The sequence below is a fragment of the Pigmentiphaga sp. YJ18 genome, assembly GCF_038066655.1.
GTDB lineage: Bacteria > Pseudomonadota > Gammaproteobacteria > Burkholderiales > Burkholderiaceae_B > Pigmentiphaga.
Genome location: NZ_JBBUKU010000001.1, coordinates 2,199,849 through 2,211,872 on the forward strand (window position 1 = coordinate 2,199,849; position 12,024 = coordinate 2,211,872).

Annotated in this window: 11 protein-coding genes; 6 read left to right on the forward strand and 5 right to left on the reverse strand. The window is 69.0% G+C overall.

Annotated features, from left to right (window positions below; genetic code table 11):
* The first annotated feature begins 164 nt into the window (after positions 1-164).
* Positions 165-2,426 (forward strand): arginine/lysine/ornithine decarboxylase, encoded by a 2,262-nt coding sequence (locus WKR98_RS10635; RefSeq protein WP_341432915.1) that lies wholly within the window; start codon positions 165-167, stop codon positions 2,424-2,426.
* The gene (locus WKR98_RS10640; RefSeq protein WP_341432917.1) at positions 2,426-3,643 is read left to right on the forward strand and encodes an NAD(P)/FAD-dependent oxidoreductase; all 1,218 of its coding nucleotides are present in this window, start codon (positions 2,426-2,428) and stop codon (positions 3,641-3,643) included. Before WKR98_RS10635 ends, WKR98_RS10640 begins: the two co-directional genes overlap by 1 nt.
* Here WKR98_RS10640 and WKR98_RS10645 read toward each other — a convergent pair whose 3' ends face one another.
* Genes WKR98_RS10645 through WKR98_RS10660 form a run of 4 tightly spaced genes read right to left on the reverse strand, consistent with a single transcriptional unit; the run spans position 3,644 to position 7,109 of the window.
* Entirely contained in the window at positions 3,644-4,198 is a 555-nt protein-coding gene (locus tag WKR98_RS10645) for a hypothetical protein (protein WP_341432919.1), read from the reverse strand. It abuts the gene before it with no gap.
* Positions 4,195-5,469, reverse strand: coding sequence for an aconitase family protein (locus WKR98_RS10650; RefSeq protein WP_341432920.1), 1,275 nt, complete (start codon positions 5,467-5,469; stop codon positions 4,195-4,197). Before WKR98_RS10650 ends, WKR98_RS10645 begins: the two co-directional genes overlap by 4 nt.
* A gap of 12 nt (positions 5,470-5,481) precedes the next feature.
* On the reverse strand, positions 5,482-6,114 hold the full coding sequence (locus WKR98_RS10655) for an RraA family protein (RefSeq protein ID WP_341432922.1): 633 nt from the start codon (positions 6,112-6,114) through the stop codon (positions 5,482-5,484).
* 2 nt (positions 6,115-6,116) lie between these two features.
* Complete coding sequence (locus WKR98_RS10660; RefSeq protein WP_124688082.1) at positions 6,117-7,109, reverse strand: Bug family tripartite tricarboxylate transporter substrate binding protein; 993 nt, start codon at positions 7,107-7,109, stop codon at positions 6,117-6,119.
* Between the two features lie 185 nt (positions 7,110-7,294).
* Between WKR98_RS10660 and WKR98_RS10665 the strand changes: the two genes are divergently transcribed.
* A complete protein-coding gene (locus tag WKR98_RS10665; RefSeq protein ID WP_341432924.1) occupies positions 7,295-8,215 on the forward strand; it encodes a LysR family transcriptional regulator in 921 nt (306 codons plus the stop codon).
* Here the strand turns inward: WKR98_RS10665 and WKR98_RS10670 are convergent.
* Positions 8,212-9,210 (reverse strand): Bug family tripartite tricarboxylate transporter substrate binding protein, encoded by a 999-nt coding sequence (locus tag WKR98_RS10670; protein WP_341432926.1) that lies wholly within the window; start codon positions 9,208-9,210, stop codon positions 8,212-8,214. The two genes, WKR98_RS10665 and WKR98_RS10670, sit on opposite strands and share 4 nt — an antisense overlap.
* 254 nt (positions 9,211-9,464) lie before the next feature.
* Between WKR98_RS10670 and WKR98_RS10675 the strand changes: the two genes are divergently transcribed.
* The 3 genes from WKR98_RS10675 to gcvH all read left to right on the forward strand — a co-directional run bounded on the left by WKR98_RS10675 (position 9,465) and on the right by gcvH (position 11,920).
* A complete protein-coding gene (locus tag WKR98_RS10675) occupies positions 9,465-10,316 on the forward strand; it encodes an SAM-dependent methyltransferase (protein WP_124688085.1) in 852 nt (283 codons plus the stop codon).
* Positions 10,317-10,360: 44 nt separating this feature from the next.
* Positions 10,361-11,467 carry a glycine cleavage system aminomethyltransferase GcvT gene (gene gcvT, locus WKR98_RS10680; protein ID WP_124688086.1) on the forward strand — a complete coding sequence of 369 codons (1,107 nt, stop codon included), beginning with the start codon at positions 10,361-10,363 and terminating at the stop codon, positions 11,465-11,467.
* A 72-nt stretch (positions 11,468-11,539) separates the two neighbouring features.
* Positions 11,540-11,920, forward strand: a complete 381-nt coding sequence (gene gcvH, locus WKR98_RS10685) for a glycine cleavage system protein GcvH (protein ID WP_341432929.1) — start codon at positions 11,540-11,542, stop codon at positions 11,918-11,920.
* Positions 11,921-12,024 lie beyond the last annotated feature (104 nt).

The following is a 12,024-nucleotide window of genomic DNA, read 5'->3' on the forward strand; positions in this document are numbered from 1 at the left end:
CCCGGAGGCGTCATGCGAGGTAACTCGCGCGCGGCCGGCCGTTTTTCAACCGATTTCCCTGCCGCCACGTGCCCTGCCAGGGCACAGCGGATCTGGTCCGCCAGTCCGCCAGTGCCGCCCCCTGGGGGGCGCGCGTCAGCGCGTAGGGGGGGGCTTCAACCTCAATGAAATTCCGTTTCCCCATCGTCATCATCGACGAAGATTTTCGTTCCGAGAATGCATCCGGTCTGGGCGTGCGCGCGCTGGCCGCGGCCATCGAGGCCGAGGGCATGGAGGTGCTGGGCGTTACCAGCTACGGCGACCTGTCGTCCTTCGCGCAGCAGCAGAGCCGCGCCAGCGCGTTCATCCTGTCGATCGACGATGAGGAATTCGGCGAGGGCATGCCCGAGGACGTGGCCAATGCCGTCAGCAAGCTGCGCGCCTTCATCGGTGAACTGCGCTTCCGCAACGCCGAGATCCCCATCTACCTGTACGGCGAGACCCGCACCTCGCGGCACATTCCGAACGACATCCTGCGCGAGCTGCACGGCTTCATCCACATGTTCGAGGACACGCCGGAGTTCGTGGCCCGCCACATCATCCGTGAAGCCAAGAGCTACCTGGAATCGCTGCCGCCGCCGTTCTTCCGTGAGCTGGTCAAGTACGCGCAGGATGGTTCGTATTCCTGGCACTGTCCCGGCCACTCGGGCGGCGTGGCGTTCCTGAAGAGCCCGGTGGGGCAGATGTTCCACCAGTTCTTCGGCGAGAACATGCTGCGCGCCGACGTCTGCAACGCGGTGGACGAACTGGGACAGCTGCTGGACCACACCGGCCCCGTCGCGGCCTCCGAGCGCAACGCGGCGCGCATCTTCAACGCCGATCACTGTTTCTTCGTGACCAACGGCACGTCCACGTCCAACAAGATCGTCTGGCATGCCAACGTGGCGCCCGGCGACGTGGTGGTGGTGGACCGCAACTGCCACAAGTCCATCCTGCACGCCATCATCATGACGGGCGCCGTGCCGGTGTTCCTGCGGCCCACGCGCAACCACTTGGGCATCATCGGGCCGATTCCGCTGGAGGAGTTCCGTCCCGAGAACATCCAGAAGAAGATCGACGCCAATCCCTTCGCCAAGGACAACGCCGGCCGCAAGCCCCGCATCCTGACCATCACGCAGAGCACCTACGATGGCGTGGTCTACAACGTCGAGATGATCAAGGAACTGCTGGGCAGCAGCATCGACACCCTGCATTTCGACGAGGCCTGGCTGCCGCACGCGGCGTTCCACGACTTCTACCGGAACATGCACGCCATCGGCAAGGACCGTCCGCGCAGCACCGAGGCGGTGGTGTACGCGACCCACTCCACGCACAAGCTGCTGGCCGGCATCTCGCAGGCCTCGCAGATCATCGTGCAGGAGTCCGAGACCCGCAAGCTGGACCGCTACGTATTCAACGAGGCCTACCTGATGCACACGTCGACCTCGCCGCAGTACGCGATCATCGCGTCCTGCGACGTGGCGGCGGCGATGATGGAGCCGCCGGGCGGCACGGCGCTGGTCGAGGAAAGCATCCTCGAGGCGCTGGACTTCCGCCGCGCCATGCGCAAGGTGGAAGCCGAGTTCGGCGCCAGCGACTGGTGGTTCAAGGTCTGGGGTCCGGACAACCTGGTGGCCGACGGCATCGGCGAGCGCGATGACTGGCTGCTGGAAACCGATGCCAACTGGCACGGGTTCGGCGCCCTGGCGCCCGGCTTCAACATGCTGGATCCGATCAAGGCGACCATCGTCACGCCGGGCCTGGACGTGTCGGGCACCTTCGGCCAGACCGGCATTCCCGCGTCCATCGTCACCAAGTTCCTGGCCGAACACGGCGTGATCGTCGAGAAGGCCGGCCTGTACTCGTTCTTCATCATGTTCACCATCGGCATTACCAAGGGCCGCTGGAACACGCTGCTGACTGCGTTGCAGCAGTTCAAGGACGACTACGACAGGAACCAGCCCATGTGGCGCATCCTGCCCGAGTTCTGCCACGACTACCCGCAGTACGAGCAGGTGGGGCTGCGCGACCTGTGCACCCGCATCCACGAGATGTACCGGGCCCACGACGTGGCGCGCCTGACCACCGAGATGTACCTGAGCGACATGGTCCCGGCCATGAAACCGTCCGAGGCCTTCGCCAAGATGGCGCACCGCGAGATCGAGCGGGTCGACATCGATGCGCTGGAAGGGCGCGTGACCAGCGTGCTGCTGACGCCGTACCCGCCGGGCATTCCGCTGCTGATCCCGGGTGAACGCTTCAACAGCACCATCGTCAAGTACCTGCAGTTCGCCCGCAAGTTCAATGCCCAGTTCCCGGGCTTCGACACCGACATCCATGGGCTGGTGGAGGAAGTGCTGCCCAACGGCGACGTGCGCTTCTACGTGGATTGCGTCAAGGACGCCTGATGGCGGCGGACGGGCCGCGCGGCGCGGCCTTCGACGTGGCGGTGATAGGCGCGGGCGCAGCCGGCATGATGTGCGCGGCGGTGGCCGGGCAGCGCGGCCGGCGCGTGGTGCTGATCGACCACGCCCGGCGGCTGGCCGAGAAGATCCGCATCTCCGGCGGCGGGCGGTGCAATTTCACCAACCGCGATGCCGGACCCGCCAATTTCATTTCCGGCAATCCCCACTTCTGCCGCTCGGCGCTGTCGCGCTACACGCCGGGCGATTTCCTGGCGCTGATGGCGCGCCACCGCATCGCCTGGCACGAGAAGCACCGGGGCCAGCTATTCTGCGACGAATCCAGCGAGGACATCATCCGCATGCTGCGCGCCGAGTGCGACGCGGGCGGCGTGGCGTGGCGCATGCCCTGCACGGTCGAATCGGTGGAGCAGGGCGAGGCGGGTTTCATGCTTCGTACCTCGTCCGGCGCCATCCGCGCCGCACGCGTGGTCGTCGCGACCGGCGGATTGCCCGTCGCGCAGATCGGCGCCTCGGATTTCGGCCTGCGCATCGCGCGGCAGTTCGGCCTGAAGATCGTCGAGCCCCGGCCGGCGCTGGTGCCGCTGACCTTCGACGCCGCGTCGTGGAAACCCTTCGTGCCCCTGGCCGGCGTCGCGCTGGAGGTCGGCATCCGCACCGGCACGGGCCGGGGCGCCGCCTCGTTCCGCGAGGACCTGCTGTTCACCCACCGGGGCCTGTCCGGTCCGGCGGTGCTGCAGATATCGAGCTATTGGCAGCCGGGCGAGCCCATCGTGATCGATCTCGCGCCGGGCGTGGACCTGATGGCGGACCTGTTGGCCGCCAAGGCCGGCGGCCGCCAGCACCTGGCCAACGTGCTGGCCGGCATGGTGCCGCGCCGGCTGGCCGAACAGTGGCTGGCCGCGGCCCATCCCGGCCTGGGCGAGCAGCGTATCGCAGACCTGCCCGACAAGGCGCTGCGCCAGGTGGCCGAGGGCATGAAGCGCTGGACCCTGACGCCGTCGGGTACCGAGGGGTACAGGAAGGCCGAGGTCATGCGCGGCGGCGTCGATACCCGTGGCCTGGACCAGCAAACCATGGAAGCCAAGGCCGTCCCCGGCCTGCATTTCATCGGCGAAGTGGTGGACGTGACGGGATGGCTGGGGGGCTACAACTTCCAGTGGGCCTGGGCGTCCGGCGCGGCCTGCGGCCAGTCGGTCTGATCATGCGCGTGGCGCCTGGGCGGGCAGGCGCATGTCCGGGTGGGTCTCCAGCCAGGCGGCCAGCGTGCCGCGGGTGCCACCGCGCTGGACGACGTCCGCCAGCAACGGCGACAAGGGGGGGGCGTCGATGCGCCGCCCCGTATCCAGGTTGATGATCGTCCCCCGGCTGAAATCGACGTCCAGCCGGTGGCCGGTGCGCAGGGCCGGATCGATGCCGGGCAGGCCGGCCAGCACCGGAACGCCTTTGGAGATCGCGCCGCGCAGCGTCTTGTAGGGCATCGACACGCACAGCACCGACAGGCCCAGCGCCGCCATTGCGATGAAGCCCTGGAAGTGAGGCTTGCCGCAGCCGAAGTTGGCGCCGGCCACGATGATGTCTCCCGGTTCCACCCGGTCGGGGAAGGCCGGGTCCACCATCCGGAGCAATTCGGGCCGCAACAACTGCGGATCGTCGATCCGGCGTATCGCCATCTCGAAGGGGATGAAACCGTCGTCCAGGGGAATGTCGTCGCCGAATACGTGGCAGCGCCCAACGCGTCGCATCGTGCCGGTCATGGGGTTCGCTCCCGTTGTTGCGTCAGCGCGCGCGGATCGGCAATGCAGCCGGCCAGGGCCGATGCCGCCACCGTCAGCGGGCTGCCCAGGTAGGCCTGGGCCGTCTTCGCGCCGAAGCGGCCGGCATGGTTGGTCGCCGCCGTGGAAATGGACGTTTCGCCGTCGGCCAGGGGGCCCATCACGCCGCCCGCGCAGGGGCCGCATCCGGGGGGGAGCAGCATCGCCCCGGCTTCCTGGAACACTTCCGCGAGCCCGTCGCGGGCCATGCGCAGCGAGGTCTCGACCGTGCCCGGGACGATGAACATGCGCACGTGGCCCGCGATCCGGCGGCCGCGCAGCAGGGCCGCGGCCGCGGCGAAATCCTCGTACATGCCGGATCCGCACGACCCGATGTAGGCGTGGTCCACGTGCCGCCCGGCCACCTTGTCCACGTCCACGCCCCGATGCGGGCCGCCGGGCAGGGCGACCTGCGGGGCGAGGCCGGCAAGGTCGATCTGGACGTCGGCCTCGACCGGCGCGTCGGCGTCGCCGGCGTGAACGGAGCCGTCGCCGGCCGGGGTGAACCAGACGTTGGCGACGCCGATCTCGGTCAGCGAGTTGCAAAGGGCGATGCGTTCCGACAGCGGTAGCCCGGCCGTGTAGCCGCCGGCGAACTCGATCATCCGGTTGTCGTACGCGGGCAGCCGGCCGTCGGCGAAGAGGCGGGTGACATGGAAGCCGACGTCGCGCGCGGTCAGCGCCGGCCCCGTGGCACCTTGCAGGCGCACGCGCACGGTCGCAGGCACTTGTTCCCAGACCGCGCCGGTCGCCAGCACCGAGACGATCTCCGGGCCGGGTGCGCAGGCCACCGCACCGACCGCGCCGAAGTTCGTGGCATGCATGTCGTAGCAGGACAGGAACATGCCCGCCCGGACCAGGCCAGCCTCGATGGGGAAGAGGTGTCCGTGGCCGCCGCGGCCGGCGTCGAAGAAGCGGCCCACGTTCCATTCCCGGGCGATCTGGCGGATGCGGCGGGCGCGCAGGGCCGAGGCCGGGCTGGCGTAGGCCACTTCATGGTCGGTGACGAACATCACGCGTTCGGGGTGGGCGATGCGGCGGTACCCGAGGCTCGACAGCTCGTTGTAGGCGGACTCCACGTATCCGTCGTGGATGATGACCAGTTCGGGAATTGGCGAAACGATGTCGCCGGGGCGGACGCAGGGCTTGCCGCTGGCGCGCGCGAGGATTTTCTCGGCGCCCGTCTGCGGGATCCTGGATGCGGTGCGATTCATGGCGGGACCGTGTCAGGCGGGCTTGCGGGCCATGACATCGGCATAGCGGCCACCTCTATCGACGATGTCGGCGGCCTCGCGTTCGAAGTCCAGGCGTGCCCGCAGCCTTGTCAGGAAGGGGGCCGCGCCGGCACGCGGAATGACGACGATGCCATCGTCGTCGGCGCAGAGCATGTCGCCGGCTTCGACCAGCCGGCCGCCCACCGACACCGGCACGCCTGTCTCGCCCCGGCGTCCGCCCGACCAGCCGGTGGCGACCGCGCCGCGGGCGAACACGGGAAAGCGTGCGCGGCGTATCTCGGCCAGGTCGCGGACCCGGCCGTTGCTGACCACGCCCGAGACGCCGCGCCGCTGGGCGACGGCCGTTCCCGTGCCGCCCCAGGTGCAGGCATCCGGAGCGGGGCCGACGTCGATCACGATGACCGAGCCCGGCGGTGCTTCGTCGGCCGCGCGCACGATCTCGTCGCCGTAGCCGGCGGGGGCACGCACGGTGTACGCCGGCCCGGTGCACAGCAGGCCGGCCACGAGGGCTGACAGCGTGGGCGACATGTGCCCCCCGCGCTCCATGGCTTCGTAGGCCGCCGCCGCGGAGGCCTGTCGCAGCAGGGCGCACAGCGCGGCGACATCGTCGGTGTCTGGGGGCATGGTCATTCCTGCGGAATCCGGGCGGCGGTCACGATGTCCTTCCAGCGCTGCGCGTCCTTGCGCAGGAACTGCGAGAACTCTTGCGGCGTATTGGCCGCGGCGGTGGCGATGTTGGCCTTGGCCAGCCGCTCGCGCATGCCGGGCGAGGTCAGGACCGCCACGATCTCGCGGTTCAGGCGCTGCGTAATGGCGGCCGGCGTTTCGCGGGGGGCCAGCAGGCCGACCCAGCCTTCGATCTCGAAGTCCTTGAGTTCCGGGACGGCGGACTGCGCGGCCGCCGGCACGCCCGGCATCTGCGCGATGGGCGCCAGGCTGGCCACGGCCAGCGGCTTGAGCCGTCCGGAATCCACGTGGGGCTTGCCCGACAGCACGGCGTCGAACATGAACTGCACCTGGCCGCCGATGAGGTCGGTCAGCGCCTGGGGACTGCCCTTGTAAGGCACGCCCAGCACGTCGGTCTTCAGCCGGGACAGGAAGGCGGCGATGGCCAGATGCTGGATCGTCCCGGTGCCCGCGGTGGCGTAGGTATAGCGTTCGGGGTGGCTGCGGAGCTGCGCCACGAAATCCTCCAGGCTGGCATACGGCGCATCGGCGCGGACCAGCAGCACCATGGGCGCCACGGCGACCCGCACGATGGGCGCGAAGTCGCCCAGGATGTCGAACGGGATGGATTTGTAGATGGCGGGGCTGATGGTGGCCGAGGTGGAGGTCATCAGCAGCGTGTAGCCGTCGGGGTCGGCCTTGGCCACGTAGGCCGCGCCCACTTGGCCGGAGGCGCCGACCTTGTTCTCGACCACCACCGGCTGCCCGAGCCGGGCGGCCAGTTGTTCTCCCAGGAAGCGCGCGGCGACGTCGGACGAATTCCCGGGCGGGAAGGGAGCGATGATGCGGATGGGCTTGGCGGGATAGCCGTCCTGGCCGGCGGCCGGCGCGGCCGCGAGCAAGGCCGCGGCCAGCGCGGACAGCAGGAGTCCCAGGGGTCGTGAACGGTTCATGGCTTGTCTCCAGAGGGCCCGGGCCCGGATGGCCCGGCCGCATCGTGCCAGCCGGTCGCGGGCATCGTGCGGTTTCCATGCCGTGCAGTGTAGGAATCGCCCGGTGGAACGACAATCGCGATTATTGTTAGGATTGAGAAGATTTTCCGTACAATCTTTTCGTCCGCGAAACCAGGCGAGCTTCCATGGCCAGACCCGGCGGTCCGATTTCCTCGGTCAACCTGAAACTGCTGCACACCTTCATGCTGGTGGGCGAGAGCCGGAGCTTTCGTACCGCCGCCGGGCGCGCCCACCGGTCCGGTTCGGCGGTCAGCGGCCAGATCCGCCGCCTGGAAGAACAATTGGGGGTGCCGCTGTTCCATCGCACCACGCGCCAGGTCACGCTGACGCGCGAGGGCGAGCAACTGCTCCAGTGCGTTCGCCGCGCCCTGCAGGAAGTGGAAGGCGGACTGCAGGCGATCCAGGAAGCCGCCGACGTCCAGCGCGGGCGCATCGCGCTGGCCTGCGCGCCCACCATCGCCGGCGCCTACCTGGGCGACGTGCTGGCGGCTTTCCAGGGCCGGTATCCCGGCATCCAGGTCTTCGTGCGCGAGATCACCGCGGCGGCGCTGTTCGAAAGCGTCAGGCAGCGGGAAGTGGATTTCGGCATCAGCGTGATGACCGGTTCGCCCGAGTTCCGCTTCGAGCCCCTGCTGACCGACGAACTGGTCGCGCTGGTGCCGCGCACGCTGCTGGATGGCGACCGCAAGACCATCTCGCTCAAGGCGCTGGCGGCCATGCCGCTGCTGGTGCTCGAACAGGGCACCGCGCTGCGCGCCATCGTCGAGGAAGCGATGGCCGCGCAGGGGCTGCAGCTAGCCACGCGCTTCCAGTTCATGCATTCTCAGACGCTGATCTCGATGGCGACGGCTGGCCTGGGCGCGGCCATCCTGCCGGCCACCGCGCTGCCGCGCACGCTCGGCGCGGGCGTCCAGAAACTGCGCATCGTCCGTCCCACCCTGGTCCGCAGCATGGCGATCGTGACGCTGCCCGGCCACGCGTTGTCGCCGGCGGCGCTGAAACTCGTGGACATGCTGCGCAGCATCCTGGCCCAGGCCCGGGCCTAGTCCAAGGAAATGTTCAGGCGCTTGATGATCTGCCCATACCGGCGCGAATCGGCATCGAGCTGGGCCTGGAACTGCTCGGGCGTCATCGCCAGCGGTTCGTAGGCCAGCTGCATGTAGCGCTCCCGCAGTTCCGGGTCCTGCAGCGCCGTGGCGATGTCGCGTCGGATCCTGGCCGCGATGGCATCGGGAACGCCTCGAGGCGCCAGGATGCCCACCCAGGCGCTGAGTTCGAAACCCTGCGGTCCGCCGGCTTCGCCCATGGTGGGGACCGATTCGAACCCCCGCACCCGCGCCGGCGCCGCGGCCGCCAGCAACCTGAGCTTGCCTCCCTTGTAGAGCGCGTTCATGCTGCCTATCGTGCCGAACGCCCACGGTACCTGGCTGCTCGCCACGGCCGTGTAGAGCTGGGACATTTCCTTGTACGCGATGTGCGTCATGGACGTGCCCGCCGCCTGGTCGAGCATGGCGCCTCCCAGGTGCCCGGGGCTGCCCACGAACCATGACCCGTAGTTGATGTTCCCCGGAGCCGCCTTGGCGTCGGCGATCAGCTCGCCCACGCTGCGGTAGCGGCTGTCCGCGGGCACGGCCAGGAAGAAGTAGTTCCGGAACAAGGTCGTGACGGGCGTGAAGTCACGCTTCAGGTCGTAGGGGAGCTTGCTGAACAGATAGGGCTGCGCGGCCATCTGCGCACTGTCCAGTTGCAGCAGGGTATAGCCGTCGGCCGGCGCGCGCCTGGCCGCTTCGATGGCGATGAAGCCCGCGGCGCCCGGCTTGTTCTCGACCAGCACGGGCTTGCCCCAGGCCTTGGACAGGCGTTCGGTGACCATGCGCAGGTTCACGTCGACGCCGCTGCCGACCGGGAAAGGCATGACGATGCGCACGGGCCGGTCGGGATACTGCGCCGCCGCCTGCGGCATGCCGCAGACCGCCATCAGGGCAACCTGGCACAGGACGGCCAGCGGCCGCCAGCCAAGGGGAAAAGGGAATGCGGTCATGACTGTCTCCTGGCATCTTTCATGTGGGAATCGTGCCGCGTCCTGGCACGCAAGGCGCAGGCGGTCGCCAACGCAACGACGCCCTGTCGCCGGCGACTATGTCACCCGCTTCGAAGACGGGTCAAACACCCGTCTCGTTCATTGAGAATCCCCTGGTGGCCAGGCCTGCTTTCGCGCCGACATCGAGTCAGGCACAATCGAATCCGACACACCCACGTCCCGCTTAACTCGTTCACCAGAAAAGGGGAAACCCCATGATGCTCGCGTTGTTGGGTAGTTCGTCGCAGTCGAAAGCGTTGCGCCGGTGCGCGCGAGGGATGGCCGTCCTGGCCGTCTGCGCGCTGCCGGCCCTGGCCGCCGTCCAGGCGGCGGAAAAGCCGGATTCGTCGTATGTGCCCGACGTCGGCCAGGAAGGCAAGGACGTGGTGTGGGTGCCGACGCCCCAGACCCTGGTCGACAAGATGATAGACATGGCCAAGGCCGCGCCGGGCGATACCCTGATCGACCTGGGCTCGGGCGACGGACGGCTGGTGATCACCGCGGCCCGGCGCGGCATCAAGGCCCACGGCATCGAATACAACCCCGAGATGGTGGAGCTGGCGCGCCGCAATGCCCAGGCGGCGGGCGTGTCCGGCCGCGCCACGTTCGCCAAGGCGGACCTGTTCGAAACCGATCTTTCCGGCGCCACCGTCATCACGCTGTTCCTGCTGCCCACCATCAACGAGAAGCTGCGGCCGCACCTGCTGAACCTCAAGCCCGGCACCCGCGTCGTGTCCAACACCTTCCCCATGGGCGACTGGCGGCCCGACGAGCAGGCCACGGTTACCGAGCAATGCCAGACCTGGTGCTCGGCGCTGCTGTGGATCGTGCCGGCCAAGGTCGAAGGCGCCTGGAAGCTCGACGGCCGCGAACTGAAGCTGGCCCAGCAGTTCCAGCGGCTGAGCGGCACCCTGGATGCCAGGCCCATCGACGACGCCACCCTGCGCGGCGACGACATCTCGTTCTCGGTGAATGGGGTGCGCTATCGCGGCAAGGTGAACGGCAACACCATGCAAGGCACGCGCGCAGGGGGTTCGCCGGCTTCGTGGACCGCCGTGCGCGGCTGAGGTCCGTTCCTCCGCTGTCCGTTCATCTGCTTCCTGGAATCCGTATGACCGCGCCTCTTCCCCTGAAACAGACCCCGCTCTTCGCCGAGCATCTGGCCCTGTCCGGCAAGATGATCGACTTCGGCGGCTGGTCCATGCCCGTCTCGTACGGATCGCAAATCGACGAGCACCACGCCGTCCGGCGCGGCGCGGGCATGTTCGACGTCTCGCACATGCTCAACGTGGACGTGGTGGGCAGCCAGGCGCGGCCCTACCTGCGGCATCTGCTGGCCAACGACGTCGATCGCCTGGCCGAACCGGGCCGGGCGCTGTATTCCTGCATGCTCAATCCGCAGGCGGGGGTGGTCGACGACCTGATCGTCTACCTGCTGACGCCGGAGCACTACCGGCTGGTGGTCAACGCCGCCTCGGCCGACAAGGACCTGGTATGGATGGCGCGCGTCGCCCAGGCCGGCGGGTACGACGTGACGATCGAGCCGCGCCGCGAACTGGCGATGATCGCGGTCCAGGGGCCACAGGCCCGGGACCGGCTGGCGCAGGCGAGGCCGGCGCTGGGCCGCCTGGCGCGCGGCCTGGCGCCGTTCACGGCCGAAGGCACCGAGGGCGTGCTGGTCGCGCGCACGGGCTACACCGGCGAGGACGGCGTGGAAGTGGTGCTGCCCGGCGCCGAGGCGCCTGCCCTGTGGCGAGACCTGCTGGCGGCGGGCGTCGCGCCCTGCGGCCTGGGGGCGCGCGACACCCTCCGGGTCGAGGCCGGCCTGAACCTGTACGGGCAGGACATGGACGAACTGACCCAGCCGGCCGAGGCCGGCCTGGCCTGGACGGTATCCGACCACGATCCGCAGCGCGACTTCGTCGGGCGCGCGGCGCTGGCCTACGGCCTGAAGTGGCAATTGCTGGGGCTCAAGCTGCTGGACCGGGGCGTGATGCGCGCCCAGATGGCGGTTCACACGGCCGAAGGCGCCGGCATGGTCACCAGCGGCACCATGTCGCCCACCGTGGGTACGTCGATCGGCTTCGCCCGCCTGCCGGACAGCGTGTCGCCCGGCGACGCCGCCGAAGTGGAGATTCGCGGCCGCCGCGTGCCGGCGGTGGTCTGCCGGCTGGCTTTCGTGCGGCGCGGCAAGGTGCTCGACAGCGGCGAGCCCTGATCCGCGTCCGCCGCCGCCAAGGTTCACTACAATTCCCTCAGACTCCACCGACCCATTACCAGGATCCGCTCCATGAATCTTCCTTCCGAACTCAAGTACGCCAAGACCCACGAATGGATCCGCGCCGACGGCGATCTGCTGGTGGTGGGCATTACCGATCATGCGCAGGACCAGCTGGGCGACCTGGTCTACGTCGGCGACGTCAAGGTGGGCGCCAGGCTCCAGGCCGGCCAGACCGCGGGCGTGGTGGAGTCGGTCAAGGCCGCCTCCGACATCTATGCCCCCGTGGCGGGTGAAATCGTGGCCTTCAATGAAGACCTCTCGGCCAGCCCCGAGCAACTGAACCAGGAACCCTATACCGCCTGGATCTTCAAGCTCCGGCCCGACAACATGGCCGATACCGCCGGCCTGCTCGACGCGGCGGGCTACCAGGCCTCGGTCGACGCCGGGTAACGCTACCGCCGCGGCCCGCCAGGGCCGCTGTCGACACCCGCCCGGCGAAGCGGGTGCGCGCGCTTTCGCCATTCCATCGCAGGCCCACGACAGGACAGGTTCCC